This window comes from Micromonospora sp. NPDC023814 (assembly GCF_040639595.1).
Classification (GTDB): Bacteria; Actinomycetota; Actinomycetes; order Mycobacteriales; family Micromonosporaceae; genus Micromonospora.
Genome location: NZ_JBFAAF010000020.1, coordinates 1 through 13,937, shown reverse-complemented (window position 1 = coordinate 13,937; position 13,937 = coordinate 1). Strand labels below are relative to the sequence as shown.

Annotated in this window: 17 protein-coding genes; 8 read left to right on the top strand and 9 right to left on the bottom strand. The window is 74.2% G+C overall.

Annotated features, from left to right (window positions below; all coding sequences use genetic code 11):
- Window positions 1-179: 179 nt before the first annotated feature.
- Both AB0G14_RS13465 and AB0G14_RS13460 read left to right on the top strand, forming a co-directional pair.
- On the top strand, window positions 180-1,049 hold the full coding sequence (locus tag AB0G14_RS13465) for a PAC2 family protein (protein WP_357093678.1): 870 nt from the start codon (window positions 180-182) through the stop codon (window positions 1,047-1,049).
- Window positions 1,050-1,176: 127 nt separating this feature from the next.
- A complete protein-coding gene (locus AB0G14_RS13460) occupies window positions 1,177-1,968 on the top strand; it encodes a GntR family transcriptional regulator (protein WP_357696956.1) in 792 nt (263 codons plus the stop codon).
- 91 nt (window positions 1,969-2,059) lie between these two features.
- On the opposite strand, the gene AB0G14_RS13455 is transcribed toward AB0G14_RS13460, so the two are convergent.
- The 5 genes from AB0G14_RS13455 to AB0G14_RS13435 form a co-directional block, all read right to left on the bottom strand.
- Complete coding sequence (locus AB0G14_RS13455) at window positions 2,060-2,896, bottom strand: DUF3592 domain-containing protein (protein ID WP_357696954.1); 837 nt, start codon at window positions 2,894-2,896, stop codon at window positions 2,060-2,062.
- Between the two features lie 169 nt (window positions 2,897-3,065).
- Window positions 3,066-4,304, bottom strand: a complete 1,239-nt coding sequence (gene mshC / locus AB0G14_RS13450) for a cysteine--1-D-myo-inosityl 2-amino-2-deoxy-alpha-D-glucopyranoside ligase (protein WP_357696952.1) — start codon at window positions 4,302-4,304, stop codon at window positions 3,066-3,068.
- An 87-nt stretch (window positions 4,305-4,391) separates the two neighbouring features.
- Window positions 4,392-5,210 (bottom strand): SCO1664 family protein, encoded by an 819-nt coding sequence (locus AB0G14_RS13445; RefSeq protein ID WP_357696950.1) that lies wholly within the window; start codon window positions 5,208-5,210, stop codon window positions 4,392-4,394.
- Window positions 5,207-5,782: a DUF3090 domain-containing protein gene (locus AB0G14_RS13440; RefSeq protein ID WP_357696948.1), complete on the bottom strand. Its 576-nt coding sequence runs from the start codon at window positions 5,780-5,782 to the stop codon at window positions 5,207-5,209. The genes AB0G14_RS13445 and AB0G14_RS13440 overlap by 4 nt, the downstream gene beginning before the upstream one ends.
- A gap of 124 nt (window positions 5,783-5,906) precedes the next feature.
- Entirely contained in the window at window positions 5,907-6,620 is a 714-nt protein-coding gene (locus AB0G14_RS13435; RefSeq protein ID WP_357696946.1) for an MSMEG_4193 family putative phosphomutase, read from the bottom strand.
- Between the two features lie 120 nt (window positions 6,621-6,740).
- Here AB0G14_RS13435 and AB0G14_RS13430 point away from each other — a divergent pair, with 120 nt between their 5' ends.
- Window positions 6,741-7,349, top strand: a complete 609-nt coding sequence (locus AB0G14_RS13430) for an XRE family transcriptional regulator (RefSeq protein WP_357696944.1) — start codon at window positions 6,741-6,743, stop codon at window positions 7,347-7,349.
- A 92-nt stretch (window positions 7,350-7,441) separates the two neighbouring features.
- Here the strand turns inward: AB0G14_RS13430 and AB0G14_RS13425 are convergent, their stop codons facing one another.
- Window positions 7,442-8,278: an undecaprenyl-diphosphate phosphatase gene (locus AB0G14_RS13425; protein ID WP_357696942.1), complete on the bottom strand. Its 837-nt coding sequence runs from the start codon at window positions 8,276-8,278 to the stop codon at window positions 7,442-7,444.
- A complete protein-coding gene (locus tag AB0G14_RS13420) occupies window positions 8,275-9,327 on the bottom strand; it encodes an LLM class F420-dependent oxidoreductase (protein ID WP_357696940.1) in 1,053 nt (350 codons plus the stop codon). Before AB0G14_RS13420 ends, AB0G14_RS13425 begins: the two co-directional genes overlap by 4 nt.
- Before the next feature lie 178 nt (window positions 9,328-9,505).
- Here AB0G14_RS13420 and AB0G14_RS13415 point away from each other — a divergent pair, with 178 nt between their 5' ends.
- The 3 genes from AB0G14_RS13415 to AB0G14_RS13405 all read left to right on the top strand — a co-directional run bounded on the left by AB0G14_RS13415 (window position 9,506) and on the right by AB0G14_RS13405 (window position 11,275).
- Window positions 9,506-10,477 (top strand): aldo/keto reductase, encoded by a 972-nt coding sequence (locus tag AB0G14_RS13415; RefSeq protein ID WP_357696938.1) that lies wholly within the window; start codon window positions 9,506-9,508, stop codon window positions 10,475-10,477.
- A gap of 76 nt (window positions 10,478-10,553) precedes the next feature.
- The gene (locus tag AB0G14_RS13410) at window positions 10,554-10,865 is read left to right on the top strand and encodes a metalloregulator ArsR/SmtB family transcription factor (protein WP_357696936.1); all 312 of its coding nucleotides are present in this window, start codon (window positions 10,554-10,556) and stop codon (window positions 10,863-10,865) included.
- Window positions 10,862-11,275 carry an SRPBCC domain-containing protein gene (locus tag AB0G14_RS13405; RefSeq protein ID WP_357696934.1) on the top strand — a complete coding sequence of 138 codons (414 nt, stop codon included), beginning with the start codon at window positions 10,862-10,864 and terminating at the stop codon, window positions 11,273-11,275. The genes AB0G14_RS13410 and AB0G14_RS13405 overlap by 4 nt, the downstream gene beginning before the upstream one ends.
- Window positions 11,276-11,423: 148 nt before the next feature.
- Here the strand turns inward: AB0G14_RS13405 and AB0G14_RS13400 are convergent, their stop codons facing one another.
- Together AB0G14_RS13400 and AB0G14_RS13395 are read right to left on the bottom strand one after the other, a co-directional pair.
- Window positions 11,424-12,326, bottom strand: coding sequence for a hypothetical protein (locus tag AB0G14_RS13400; RefSeq protein WP_357696932.1), 903 nt, complete (start codon window positions 12,324-12,326; stop codon window positions 11,424-11,426).
- 22 nt (window positions 12,327-12,348) lie between these two features.
- Window positions 12,349-12,624: a hypothetical protein gene (locus tag AB0G14_RS13395; RefSeq protein WP_357696930.1), complete on the bottom strand. Its 276-nt coding sequence runs from the start codon at window positions 12,622-12,624 to the stop codon at window positions 12,349-12,351.
- A 316-nt stretch (window positions 12,625-12,940) separates the two neighbouring features.
- Here AB0G14_RS13395 and AB0G14_RS13390 point away from each other — a divergent pair, with 316 nt between their 5' ends.
- Entirely contained in the window at window positions 12,941-13,411 is a 471-nt protein-coding gene (locus tag AB0G14_RS13390; protein ID WP_357696928.1) for a YbaB/EbfC family nucleoid-associated protein, read from the top strand.
- On the top strand, window positions 13,408-13,887 hold the full coding sequence (locus tag AB0G14_RS13385) for a hypothetical protein (protein WP_357696926.1): 480 nt from the start codon (window positions 13,408-13,410) through the stop codon (window positions 13,885-13,887). Before AB0G14_RS13390 ends, AB0G14_RS13385 begins: the two co-directional genes overlap by 4 nt.
- Window positions 13,888-13,937 lie beyond the last annotated feature (50 nt).

Here is a 13,937-nt window from a genome sequence, read left to right as displayed (position 1 = left end):
CGGTTCATCGCGGTATGCCGGCCGACGTCGGGCCCGACCGGCGCGGCCGACGGGCCGCTTCCCGCGCCGGGACGTAGGCTGACGGACGTGAAGGACTACAGCGACAGCACCACGCCCGGCGGGCGGGCGACCGGGTACGGTCCCGGCACCGCCCCCGACGAGCAGGGTGAGGTGACGGCGTGACCGAGTTCGACGGACTGCCGGTGCTGCGGTCCCCCGTGGCGATCGCCGCGTTCGAGGGTTGGAACGACGCCGCCGACGCGTCCACCGCCGCCGTGGAGCACCTGGAGCAGGTGTGGCAGGCCCGCCAGGTCACCGAGCTCGACCCGGAGGACTTCTACGACTTCCAGGTCAGCCGCCCCACCATCACGATGGCCGAGGGCGAGACCCGCCGGGTGGAGTGGCCCACCACGCGCTTCATGGTGGCCAGCCCCGAGGGCACCGAACGGGACGTGGTGCTGATCCGGGGCATCGAGCCGAGCATGCGGTGGCGCACCTTCTGCGAGCAGGTGCTGGAGATCTGCCACAGCCTGGAGGTCGAGCGGGTGGTCGTGCTCGGCGCCCTGCTGGCCGACGTGCCGTACACCCGGCCCCTGCCGATCAGCGGCAGCGCCTCCGACGCGGAGGCCGCGCAGCGCTACCAGCTCACCCCCACCCGCTACGACGGCCCGACCGGGATCGTGGGCGTGCTGCACGACGCCTGCAACCGCGCCGAGGTCGACGCGGTCTCGTTCTGGGTGCACGTGCCGCACTACGCCAACAACCCGCCCTGCCCGAAGGCCACCCTCGCCCTGCTGCACCGGGTCGAGGAGGTGCTCGACCTGCCGGTGCCGATGGCCGACCTCGCCGAGGAGGCCGCCGAGTGGGAGCAGCGGGTGCGCAGCGCCGCCGAGCAGGACGCCGAGCTCGGCGAGTACGTGCGCGAGTTGGAGGAACGCGTCGGCGACGCGGGCATCACCCCGCTGACGGGCGACGAGATCGCCCAGGAGTTCGAGAAGTACCTGCGCCGCCGCGGCGGCTCCGCCGGCCCGACCGCCGGCTCCTGGTAGCCCCTCTCCCCTGCCTGCCCGGGCCCCGGACGCGACTCGCGTCCGGGGCCCTTTCCGCGTGTCCGGGGTGGCGCCGTCACCACCTCTACGGCATCCTAGGAACCTAGCTGTGATCGAGGAGGCGGGCATGCAGATCAATCCGGGGGCCGCCGAGTTCCCGCACCGGCAGATCGCCGCGCAGCTCAAGGCGCAGATCCGCCGCGGCGACTGGGGGCCGGGCGAGCGACTGCCGTCCATCCCGGCCATCGCCGAGATGTTCGGCGTGGCGAAGCAGACCGTGCAACGGGCCGTCGACCAGCTGCGGGTCGAGGGCATCCTGATCACCAAGCCCGGCTCCGGGACGTACGTCCGGGGCACGCGGCGGCGGCTCAACCGGCTCTCCCGGGGCCGGTACGGCGGCTTCCGCGGCTACCACACCGACCTGGCCGCCCGGTACCGGCAGCAGCTCGTCTCGGTCGGCCGGGCCCCCGCCCCGCCCGAGGTGGCCGACGCGTTCGGCGTGGCCGACGGCACCGAGCTGCTCTGCCGGCGCCACCTCGTCCGCACCGAGGACTCGCCGGTCGAGGTGGGCGCCTCCTGGTTCCTGCCCACCGACACCGCCGGCACGTCGCTGGAGCGCGCCGAGGCGTTCGGCCGGCCGCTCTACCAGGAGGCCGAGGAGGCCACCGGCCGGCGGTACGTCTCGGCCACCGACACGATCAGCGCCCGCCAGCCCAGCCGGGAGGAGGCGGAGATCCTCCAGATCCGTCCCGACACCCCGGTGCTGCACCTGCTGCACGTCGCGTACGACGGCCACCGCAAGCCGATCGAGGTCGCCCAGGCGACCTGGCCCGGCCCGGTCACCACGCTGACCGAGGAGTACAAGATCCCCGCGCCCGCCCCCGATCCGGCACCCGACCCCGGTCTCGTCCTGGGCTGACTCCCCCGCCCCTTGCCCTCTTCGCGATCGTGCACCCGTCGCCCTGGACGGGACCACTCCGCGTCAGGGGCCACGCTGGTGGGCCGAGCCGTCAGCTCAGCAGCCGCCCCTTCGCGGCACTGAACTCCGCGTCGGTCAGGCTGCCGTCCCGGTGCAGCCGGGCCAGCCGCTCCAACTCCGCCGCCAACTCCGGCTCCCGGTACGCCGCCGGCTCGGGCCCCCGGTACGTCGCCTGAGCCGGCGGTGCCGGAGTCTGCGGTTGCCGGTTCTCCTGGATGTCGAGGATCGAGGGATCCTCGGGCAAATAGAAGACCGTGACCGGATCGCCCGTCCGGGGCAGGTCGTACCCGGGGTAGAAGCGGCTGGCCGTTCCGCTCCGCTCACGGCCGTCGACGGTGAACCGCACGTTCAGCCGCAGCTCGGGATCGTCGCCGTGCATCCGGCCGGTCTGCTCGACACCGATGATCACGCCGGGTGTCGGCCGACCCCGAGCGGCCAGCGCCGTGGCGCGCTCCTCGGCCCGCCGCTCCAGGTCGAGCTGCCTGCTTCGCCACCGCCCATGAAGGACGACCGAGAGCACGGCGACCGGGAACAGTGCCGCGATCACGATCAGCAGCAGCCCTGACCGGTTCGCCCAGTAGCCGCCAAGCAGGCCGAAGCCTGTGCAGACGCACATCACCAGGCCCAAGGGCAGCCGACCGGCGGTGCCACCCCGGTAGGCGGCGGCACCGGCCCAGCTCACGGCAGTGATGGCGAGCAGCAGGCCCCCGAAGATCCGCAGCGCCGAGGCGGCGCTCTCCTCGCCGGCCCGGTTCTGCAAGGTGATGCCGTCGACGAGCAGCCGACCCGCGGCAAGGCTGAGGATCGCGGCGCACGCCAGACCGGCGAGCCGGCCGAGATCGAGGCGGCGAGTGGCCGAGGTTTCCATCGAGGCATCGTAGCCGCGGGCACCGACCCAGGTCTGCGGCTGGACGGTGCCCCCGACTCTGGACGGGACGCGGTCCGACGGGGTCGGCACGGGCGGCCACGAATCGACGCCCCCACATTCGCCGGGGCCTGCGACGATCGCTGCCGCAGGCGAGGCGAGGGCCGAGGGGTCAGAGGCGCAGGCCGAGCAGGGCGTCCAGGGTGTCGGCGAAGAGGGTGGGGGCGGCCGGGTCGGTCGCGGTGCCGGCGAGGGCAGCCGCGGCCCACTCGTCGGCCAGCACCAGGGCGCCCGGCGAGTCGAGGTCGTCGGCGAGACGGGCGCGTACGCCGGCCAGGAACGCCTCCCCCGACGGGCCGGCGGGCGCGGCGGCGGCCTGCCGCCAGCGGGCCAGCCGCTGCTGCGCGGTCGCCAGCAGCTCGTCGGTCCAGGTGCGGTCGGCGCGGTAGTGGCCGGACATCAGTGCCAGCCGGACCGCCATCGGGTCGACCCGGTCGGCGCGCAGCCGGGAGACGAAGACCAGGTTGCCGCGGGACTTCGACATCTTCTCGCCGTCCAGGCCGATCATGCCGGCGTGCACGTAGTGGTCGGCGAACGGTGCCGCGCCGGTGAGCCGCTCGGCGTGCGCGGCGGAGCACTCGTGGTGCGGGAAGATCAGGTCGTTGCCGCCGCCCTGCACGTCGATCCGGTCGCCCAGCAGGTTGAGCGCGATCACCGCGCACTCGATGTGCCAGCCGGGGCGGCCGGGACCCAGGTCGCCGCCCGGCCAGGAGGGCTCGCCCTCGCGGGCGCCGCGCCACAGCAGCGGGTCGAGCGGGTCGCGCTTGCCGGCCCGGTCGGGGTCGCCCCCGCGCTCGGGGAAGATCTCCAGCATCTGCTCGCGGGACAGGTTGGACTCGTAGCCGAACCGGGGCGCGGCGGCGATGTCGAAGTAGACGTCGCCGGTGCCGTCCTCCAGGCGGTACGCGGCCCCCTCCTTGAGCAGTACGAGGACCTTCTCGGCGATGTCGGGGATGGACTCGACCGCGCCCACGTAGTGCGCCGGCGGGATGATCCGCAGCGCCTCCATGTCCTCCCGGAACAGCGCCGTCTCGCGCATCGCCAGGACCTTCCAGTCCTCGCCGTCGCGCTCGGCCCGCTCCAGCAGCGGGTCGTCGATGTCGGTGACGTTCTGCACGTAGCGCACGTCGAGGCCCGCGTCCCGCCACATCCGCTGCACGAGGTCGAACGCGATCATGGTGGCGGCGTGGCCGAGGTGGGTCGCGTCGTACGGGGTGATGCCGCAGACGTACATGGTCGCGGTGCCGGACGGCTCGCTCGGCCGGACGCCCTGCCGCGCCGAGTCGAACAACGCCAGCGGCCCGCCCCTGCCCGGCAGCCGCGGCACCTCGTGTCCCACCCAAGAGTCCATGACCGTCAGCCTAACCAGCCGCCGAACCCGGACACGGCCACCCCAGAAGTGATCATCATGACAGCCCGCCGGAGCGGTGTCGGGCGGTCACATGGGGGGCCAGGGCACCGCCGGCCAGTCCTGCGACGGCTGCGGGAAGCAGCCGGTGTGGCGCATCCGGTCGACCCGGGCGGCCAGCTCGGCGATCTCGCCGATGGTGAGGTGGTCGGCCAGTTCCGCGCCGAGCGCGCCGGCGAGCTGGCCGGCGAGCGCGTCGAGCATTTCCACGGCATCCCCCGGCAGCGGCCGGCCGGCCCAGCCCCAGAGCACCGTGCGCAGCTTCTCCTCGACGTGGAAGCTCACCCCGTGGTCCACGCCGTAGATCCGGTCGTCCGGCCCGACCAGCACGTGGCCGCCCTTGCGGTCGGCGTTGTTGATCACCGCGTCGAGCACCGCGAGACGGGCCAGCCGCGGGTCGTCGGCGTGGGCGAGCGCGTAGGGCGTGCCGTCGTCGTCGCGGGCCGCGGCGATCGGGAACCAGCGGGGCGGTAGCGCGTCGGCCGGCACGAAGCCGACCAGCGGCTCGGCCTCCTCCGGCTCGTCGATCCAGAGCTGGCACGACCCCGGCCCCAACGGGCCGTCCCGCAGCACCGTGGGCGGGACCAGGTCCCACCCGGTGGCCCGGGAGACCACGTACGCCGAGACCTCGCGGCCGGCCAGGGTGCCGTCGGGGAAGTCCCACAGCGGACGCTCACCCCGCACGGGCTTGTAGACGCACCGCGCGGTCGCCCCGTCGAGGGTCAGGATGCCGCGCAGGGTGGTGTTGGAGGCGTCGACGAGTCGCCCCTCCAGGTCGAGCCGGCCGTCGCGGAGCAACCGGAGCGCGGCGTCGCCGTCCTGTCGGGGCTGGGTTTCCGACGAGGTCACCGGTGATAACCGTTGTGGCGCGGGCAGAGGTGACCCGCCGGGTCGAGCGGCTGGCCGCACAGCGGGCAGGGTGGGCGGCCGGCGTTGACCACCCGCCGGGCCCGTTCGATGAACGCGCGGGTGGCCTCGGGGGTCAGCCGCACCCGGAGCCGGTCGAGGTCGTCGTCCGGCTCGTCGTCGACGTCCTCGTCGTCGTCCGGCTCGCCCAGCTCGACCTCGGCCTCCGCCTCGCCGGCGGCGATGGCCTCGATCACCACGGTCGCGGTGTCGACGTCGAAGGCCAGCCCGAGCGTGCCGACCCGGAACTCCTCGTCGACCGGCGTGTCCAGCGGGTCGTTGTCGCCGACGGTGGCCACCGGCTCGGGCAGGTCCACACCGAAGCGGCGCTGCGCCTCGGAGAGCAGCTCCTCCAGCTTCTCGGCGAGCAGCGACACCTGGACCTTCTCCAGCGCGACGCTGACCAGCCGGCCGCCGCCGCGCGCCTGGAGGAAGAACGTGCGCTCCCCGGGCGGCCCGACGGTCCCGGCGACGAACCGCTCCGGCGGCTCGAAGGCGTGCACCTGGTGGGTCATACCCACGACCCTATCCGGCGCGCCACGGCACCGCGTACCCCACCGACGCGAATCGCCGCGCGCCCGCCGCGCCCGGCGGAGCGGTGGCCGGTCCCGGGCGTGGCGGTGGACCGCCGCCGGGCCGTCACCGGCCTGCCCCCGCGCCGCCGCCCACCGCCGCATCGGAGTCGGTCGCGCCGGCGGCCCGGGCCGCCCGGCGGCGTCGCCTGGGCGGCGGCGGCACCAGGGCGGCCAGGTCGCCGCCGGTGTCGTTGAGCCGCACCAGGAACGGCCGCAGCGGGGTGTAGCGGATCGCCGTCACCGACGCCGGGTCGGCCACGATCCGCTGGAACAGGTCCAGGTGTACGCCGAGCGCGTCGGCCACGATGGCCTTGATCACGTCGCCGTGGCTGCACGCCAGCCACACCGCCTCCGGGCCGTGCTCCGCGGTGACCCGGGCGTCCCACGAGCGCACCGCGGCGACCGCCCGCGCCGCCATCGCCGCCATCGCCTCCCCCTCCGGGAAGACCGCCGCGCTCGGGTGCTGCTGGACCACCGGCCAGAGCGGCTCCTTGGCCAGCTTCTTGAGCGGCTGTCCCTCCCAGGTGCCGTAGCCGCACTCGGTCAGGCCCTCCTCCACCGTCGGGGTGGCCCCGGGCAACGCCAGCTCCAGGGTCTGCCGGCAGCGGATGAGCGGGCTGGTCACCACCGCCGCCAGCGGCACCGGCCGCAGCCGCTCGCCCACCGCGGCGGCCTGGGCCCGGCCGGTGTCGTCCAGCTCGACCGGCTGGCGGCCGGCCAGCCCGCCGTCCGCGTTCGCGGTCGTCCGGCCGTGTCGCAGAAGCAGAAGGGTCGCCACGGTGACACCCTATGATCCTGCGCCCGGCGGCGGGCGTACGCGGCGTCCGTCGTGGCCGCCGCATCCGGCCCCGCACCGACAAGGTGGCAAGTATTGTTGCCGGGCTGGCAAACTGGCGGCATGGACGACGATCTCGACCAGGCGCTCGGCGCGGTGGGCCCCCGGCTGCGCGCGCTGCGCCGGCAGCGCGCGACCACGCTGGCCGACCTGTCGGGGGCGACCGGCATCTCGGTGAGCACGCTGTCCCGGCTGGAGTCCGGCTCCCGCCGGCCGACCCTCGAACTGCTGCTCCCCCTGGCCCGGGCCCACGGCGTCACGCTCGACGAGCTGGTCGGCGCTCCGCCCACCGGCGACCCGCGCATCCACCTGCGGCCCGTCACCCGGCACGGCATGACGATGCTGCCCCTGACCCGCCGGGCCGGCGGCATCCAGGCGTACAAGCTCGTGATCCCGGCCAGCAGCCCCCGCCGGGAGCCCGATCCGCAGACCCACGAGGGCTACGAGTGGCTCTACGTCCTCAACGGGCGGCTGCGGCTCGTCCTCGGCGAGCGGGACCTGGTGCTCTCCCCCGGCGAGGCGGCCGAGTTCGACACCCGGGTGCCGCACTGGTTCGGGGCCGCCGGGGCCGAGTCGGTCGAGTTCCTCAGCCTGTTCGGCACGCAGGGCGAGCGGGCGCACCTGCGCGCCCGTCCCAGGGCTGCACCGTCGGAGGAACCGGACGGGCGGTGACCCCGCCGACGGTCTGCGCGGTCCGCCCCGACACGGGCCGGCCCCCGTCCGCACGAGGCGGAGGCGGGGGCCGGCGGGGCTGCGGGGGCGGATCAGGTGGCGCTGATGGTGCCGGTCATCAGCAGGGCGAGCACCAGGGTGCCCAGCGCGACCCGGTACAGCACGAAGACGTACAGGGTGTGGTGCGCGACGTAGCGCAGCAGCCAGGCGATGGCCGCGTACCCGACGCCGAAGGCGATGATCGTGGCCACGACCATCTGGGCGACGCTCGGCACGGAGGTGCCGGGGGCCGCCGGCTCGAAGACGTCGCCGACGCTGAAGATCCCGGACATCACCACCGCCGGGATGGCCAGCAGGAACGAGTAGCGCGCCGCCGCCTCCCGGGTGAGGCTGAGCAGCAGCCCGGCGGTGAGCGTGCCGCCGGAGCGGGACACGCCGGGGATCAGCGCCATCGCCTGGGCGAAGCCCATCACCACGCCGTCGCGCATCCGAAAGTTCTCCAGGGTGCGCGTCTGCCGCCCCCAGTACTCGGCGAACGCCAGCACGAACGCGAAGACGATCAGCGTGGTGGACACCACCCAGAGGTTGCGGCCGGCGGTGCGGATCTGGTCCTTGAACAGGAAGCCGAACAGCCCGATCGGGATCGAGCCGACGATCACGTACCAGCCCATCCGGTAGTCGAGGCTGGAGCGGACCGACTTGTCCCGGATGCCGACCAGCCACGTCCGGGTGATCCGCCAGATGTCCTTGGCGAAGTAGATCAGCACCGCCGCCTCGGTGCCCAACTGGGTGACCGCGGTGAACGACGCCCCGGCGTCGCGGTCGAAGAAGATCGCCGAGGTGATCCGCAGGTGCCCCGACGAGCTGACCGGCAGGAACTCGGTCAGTCCCTGGACGATGCCCAGGACGATGGCCTCGACCCAGGTCACTCGCCGACTCCCGAGAGTTCCAGCGCCTCGGCGACGGTACGCAGCGTCTGCACGCCGCTGTCCCGGTCCGCCGCGAACAGGGTCACCGACAGGGTGGTGACGCCGGTGGCCGCGTACTCGCGCATCCGCTCGGCGATGCGCTCCTTCGGGCCCAGCAGCGAGGTCCGGTCGATGAACTCCATCGGCACCGCCGCGGCGGCGTCACGCTGCCGCTTGGCCAGGTAGAGGTCCTGCACCTCGCGGGCGGCGTCGCCGTAACCCATCCGGGTGGCGAGCTGGTTGTAGAAGTTCTGCTGCCGGCTGCCCATGCCGCCCACGTAGAGCGCCGCGTACCAGCGGACCAGCTCGGCGCAGGAGGCGATGTCGTCGCCGACCACCACCGGCACGGACGGGACCACGTCGAAGCCGGCGAGTTCCTTGCCGACCTTCGCCCGCCCGGCCCGGACCGAGGCGAGCTGCTCCTCGGCGAACTCCGGGGCGTAGAAGACCGCGAGCCAGCCGTCGGCGATCTCCCCGGCCAGCTCCAGGTTCTTCGGGCCGACCGCGGCGAGGTAGATCGGGATGTGTTCGCGCGGCGGGTGGAAGCCGAGGCGCAGCGCCTTCCCGGGCCCGTCCGGCAGCGGCAGCGTGTAGAACTCGCCGTCGTACGCGACCTCCTTGCGGGCGACGGCCAGCTTCACGATGTCCACGAACTCGCGGGTCCGCGCCAGCGGCTTGCCGAACCGCACCCCGTGCCAGCCCTCGGAGACCTGCGGACCGGACACCCCCAGGCCGAGCCGGAACCGGCCGCCGGAGAGCGCGTCGATGGTGGCCGCGGTCATCGCGGTCATCGCCGGGGTGCGGGCGGGGATCTGCATCACCGCGCTGCCCACGTCGATCCGCTCCGTCTGCCCCGCCAGCCAGGCGAGCATGCTCGGCGAGTCGGAGCCGTAGGCCTCCGCCGCCCACACCACCGAGTAGCCGAGCCGGTCCGCCTCCTGGGCGAGAGCCAGGTGATCGGCCGGCGTGCTCCACGCCGTCTGGTATCCGAGGCTGAGCCCGAGTCGCACTAAGGTCCTCCCCCATCCGCACCACAGGTCGCATCAGGTTACGCAATGCGGGAGGACGCCCCGATCACCGGCTCACCGCAACCCCGGGCCGACCCGGGCGGTCGGAAACACGACGCGCCCGGCAGACTTGACGGGAGCGAGGATGTCCGCGCGGCCCGGTTCGAAATAAGGTTCACCCATGCAACAGCGACCGCTCGGCCGAAGCGGGCTGGCGGTTTCGCGGCTCGCGCTCGGCACCATGACGTGGGGCCGGGACACCGACGCCGACGATGCGGCCGCCCAGCTGAAGAGTTACCTCGACGCGGGCGGCAACCTGATCGACACCGCCGACGTCTACGGCGACGGCGACGCCGAGTCGGTCATCGGGTCGCTGCTGGGCACCCTGGTGCCGCGCGAGGAACTGCTGATCGCCACCAAGGCGGGGCTGCGGCCGGGCAGCGGCCGGCGCCGCGACGGCTCCCGGGGGCACCTGCTGCGGACGTTGGACGCCTCGCTGCGCCGCCTCAACACCGACCACGTCGACCTGTTCCAGGTGCACGGCTACGACCCCGACACCCCGCTGGAGGAGACCCTCGCGGCGCTGGACCACGCGGTGGCCAGCGGCCGGGTCCGCTACGCCGGGGTGTCGAACTTCTCCGGTTGGCAGACCGCGCGGGCGGCCGCCTGGCAGGCCGCCTGGCCGGGCCGCGCCCCGGTGGTGGCCGCGCAGGTGGAGTACTCGCTGCTGGAGCGGGGCGTGGAGCGTGAGGTGCTGCCCGCGTGCGAGGCCCTCGGGCTGGGGGTGCTGCCCTGGTCGCCGCTGGGCCGCGGGGTGCTCACCGGCAAGTACCGGCACGGCCGCCCCGCCGACTCGCGGGCGGCCTCGCCGCACTTCGAGCGGTTCGTCGCCACCTACCTGGAGCCGCGCTGCTCCAGCATCGTGGAGGCGGTCGCCACCGCGGCCGGCGGGCTGGGGGTCTCGCCGCTGGAGGTGGCGCTGGCCTGGATCCGCGACCGGCCCGGGGTGGTGGCCCCGATCCTCGGCGCGCGGACGGTCGGGCAGTTGCTCGGCGCGCTCCAGGTCGAGCGGATGACGCTGCCGGAGGAGATCATCACCGCGCTGGACGACGTGTCGGCCGTACCGGTCGGCTACCCCGAGCGCGACGGCTGACCTGTCCTCCGCCGCGACGGCGCCAACGCGTCGGAAATCATTGACATGTCGGCAATCCCCGACATAACTTGTGGTGGTGCCTGACGACGACGTGTTCCTCGCGCTGGCGAGCCCGGTCCGCCGCAGACTCCTGCAGCTGCTCGCCGAGGGGCCCCGTACGGCCGGCGACCTGGCCAGCCAGTTCGACCTGAGCCGGCCCGCGGTCGCCGAGCACCTGCAGGTGCTGCGGCGTGCCGCGCTGGTGCACGACGAGCCCAGCGGCCGGCAACGGCACTACCACCTCACCGCGGAGCCGCTCGCCCAGGTCGGCGACTGGCTCCACCCGTTCGAACGATTCTGGCGCCAGCGACTGCGCTCGCTCGCCGACGTCGCCGAGGAGGACACGTGACCGCGACCAACACCGACAGCATCGCCGTCGACCAGTTCGTCGCCGCCCCGCCGAGCAAGGTCTGGCGCACGCTCACCGAACCCGAACTGCTCGCCCGCTGGTGGGTGCCCGGCGACATCGCCGCCGTCCTCGGGCACCGCTTCCACCTCCAGATGCCCGGCTGGGGAGCGGTGGCCTGCGAAGTCGTCGAGGTCGTCCCCGAGGAGAAGCTCGTCTACACCTTCAACGAGAGCTGGACACTGACCTGGCGTCTGGTCGCGGAGGGCAACGGCACTCGCCTGTTGTTCGAGCACAGCGGGTTCGACCTCGACCAGAAGTCCGAACGGAACGCCTTCGACCGGATGGGCCCCGGGTGGCGGGACAAGGTGCTGCCGCAGCTCGCACAGACCGCCTGCCAACTCACCGACTGACGTTCCGTCAGGGCACGCCGGGGCGGAGGCCGACACGGCTCGGGGCGCCGGTGGCACGCCCGGTGGCCGTGGCACGGATTCGGTCGCGGTCCGCCTCCGTGCGAGACGGGACACCGGCGTCCGCGCCGCTGCGGCGGACGCCACCAGCTCAGGCCGTGGGGCGCCGACCCGGGATGTCGCGTACGGCCGCGAGGAAGCGCGCCTGGTCGTCGCGGGTGGCCGGGTTGACGATCCGGATCCAGGAGCCGTCGTCGAACACGATGGTGGACGGGAACTGCGCGAGGCGGGCGGCGCCGTGGTCGGAGTCGATCCGGGCGATGCGCCCCCGGTCCACGCTCCACAGCACCTGGGGGCGGCGGTGGTCGTCCCGGCCGGGGTCGGGGCGGCGGCCCATCCGCAGCAGGTGCAGGTGGGTGTCGGTGACGGCGAGCGGGGTGCCGGTGTAGCGCTCCAGGAACAGCAGCAGGCTGCCGGCGAGCGTGGCGAGGTCGCCGCTGAAGACGTACCGCCGCCGGTAGGCGATCTCCGCGAGCTGGTCGGCCAGCGGCCGGTAGCGGCTGAGCCGGAACAGCGCCCGGAACGCCTCCTGCTCGGCGGTGAGTGGCAACGGCTGCCGGGGCTCGGCGGCCGGGCCCGGCTCGTCCGCCTCGGCCGCCTCCGGGCTGCTCGCCGCGAGGACGGCCGCCCTGCCCGGCAGCAGCAGGACGCCTGCGACGACCCGCACGGGCGTCATCACGGCGTCCACCCACGCGACCGGGTTGACAACGTGGAGCAGCCCGAACAGCGCGCGCGGGTCGAGCGCCTCGGCCAGCTCGGCGTTCACCCGGTCGGCGAGCTGACCGCCCGCCCGGTGGTTCTCGGGCGCCCGCACCGGCGCCAGGCCGACGTAGCGGATCTCCTCGCCGGGCAGCAGCGGCGCGACCAGGGCGCGCTCCGGCTCGTCGCTGGTGCGGAACTCGTCGCGCAGCTCGCGGGCCTTGTCGCGGGCGGCCCGCGCCCCGCCGAGCACCACGTCGGTCAGCCGGCCGAGTCGACCCCGGGCACCGGTCACGCCTCACCTCCTCGATCGGCCCTCACCGGCCGGCCGGCTGCTCCGCCGGCTGCCCGAAGACATTCTGATCGACCCACTCGGCGCCGCCCGCCACCGCCCCGTCGACCTTGTCGTCGAGCTGGTCCGTGCCGGGCACCGACAGCCCCGAGACCACCGCGACGGTGCCCCAGGTCGCGCCGTGCACCACCGCGTTCGGGACGTTCCACGGCAGGTTGGAGACGAAGTCCCGGCCGATCATCCGCGCCCCGTCGGCCATGCCGTGCGCCCGCAGCGCCCCGACGCGCTCGAAGGTGCTCATGTCGAACGGCGTGCCCGACTTGCCGAGCTTCCAGCTGCCCTTCGCCGGATCCGTGAACTTGTGGAACCACTTGCTGGATCAGCGGCCAGGCCAGGGCCCGGCAGACGCTGTCGATCGCCTTGTCCACGCTGGAGAGTGCGCCGTCGATGCCGTTCCACAGCTCGACGGCGGTTCCCGCCGGCCCGCTCACCGGGGCGCGGTCAGCGAGGTGGCCACCTGTTTCGCCGCCGCCTCCAGTCGCCGTACCGCCCGCACGTCGACGTCGATGTCCGCCATGCCGTTCCGCCCCGTCGCCCGGCGCGACGACGATACGATCATGCGGCTGCCGGTCGCCACCCCGGACCGGCACCGCGCCCGGGAGGTTGTCATGTCCGACCCGCTGTCCGCGTTCGACGCCCTCGCCGGACGGCTCGCCGACATCGAACGCCGCTTCACCGGCCTCAGCGACGACCTGGACGAGCTGAGCAGCACCGCGACCGACGACAGTGGACTGGTGTCCGCGACCGTCGACGCCACCGACGAACTGACCGACCTGAGCTTCGCGCCGACCGCGCTGCGCGTGGGCACGGAGAACCTCGCGGCGATGGTGCTGGCGGCGTACCGGCAGGCTCGGACGGCGGCGGCGGAGCAGCTCGGCGAGCGCACCGAGGGCCTCGACGTCACGCTCGGCGCGGGCCGCAACGAAATCTTCGGCACCCCCGGCGACTTCGCCTCGCTGGGCCGGTTGGAGGAGGCCATGGGGCGGCTCGGGCGGCTCGACGGACGCCTCCCGGGGCCGCCGGCATGACCTCGCCGGGCTGGCCCGACGTCGTCGCCCAGCTCCACGACACGCTGTCCCGCTGCGACCACGACACCGACCTGGAACTCGCCGCCGGTCCCCGCCGGCTGCACCTCATGGTGCGCCGGAACCGGGTCCGGGGGATCTGCCCGGCCTACGACGAGCGCCACCTCGCGGAGCTCGGCTGGCAGGCGCCGCGGGGTGCCGGCGGCTGGTGGCACGAGACGCCGCGCACCCCCGAGGGCCTGCGTTGGTGGAGCGGGTTCGTGGCGCGGACCGCTGCCGCCGTGCTCACCACGGAACCCGACGCGCTGTCCTGCCAGATCCTCCCGCCCACCGGCCCCCGGGTGCGGCCGAGGCCGACCCTGCCGCGCTCGCCGCGACCCCGGCCCCAGGTGGCCGCGCCGCCCGGCCGGCCGGTGGCGGCGCCGGCCCCGCGGTCTAGGGGTCGACCGTATGCCGCCGACGATCCGCGGTCATGTTGAGCGGCGTGTCCGGCGCGTCACCGCCATCCGGAGTCGACCCCGGCCGGCGC

Coding starts and splice junctions, on each gene's coding strand:
- AB0G14_RS13460 (WP_357696956.1), top strand. CDS start 1,177: ATGCAGATCAATCCGGGGGCCGCCGAGTTCCCGCACCGGCAGATCGCC.
- AB0G14_RS13455 (WP_357696954.1), bottom strand. CDS start 2,896: ATGGAAACCTCGGCCACTCGCCGCCTCGATCTCGGCCGGCTCGCCGGT.
- mshC (WP_357696952.1), bottom strand. CDS start 4,304: ATGGACTCTTGGGTGGGACACGAGGTGCCGCGGCTGCCGGGCAGGGGC.
- AB0G14_RS13440 (WP_357696948.1), bottom strand. CDS start 5,782: ATGACCCACCAGGTGCACGCCTTCGAGCCGCCGGAGCGGTTCGTCGCC.
- AB0G14_RS13430 (WP_357696944.1), top strand. CDS start 6,741: ATGGACGACGATCTCGACCAGGCGCTCGGCGCGGTGGGCCCCCGGCTG.
- AB0G14_RS13415 (WP_357696938.1), top strand. CDS start 9,506: ATGCAACAGCGACCGCTCGGCCGAAGCGGGCTGGCGGTTTCGCGGCTC.
- AB0G14_RS13395 (WP_357696930.1), bottom strand. CDS start 12,624: ATGAGCACCTTCGAGCGCGTCGGGGCGCTGCGGGCGCACGGCATGGCC.
- AB0G14_RS13390 (WP_357696928.1), top strand. CDS start 12,941: ATGCGGCTGCCGGTCGCCACCCCGGACCGGCACCGCGCCCGGGAGGTT.
- AB0G14_RS13385 (WP_357696926.1), top strand. CDS start 13,408: ATGACCTCGCCGGGCTGGCCCGACGTCGTCGCCCAGCTCCACGACACG.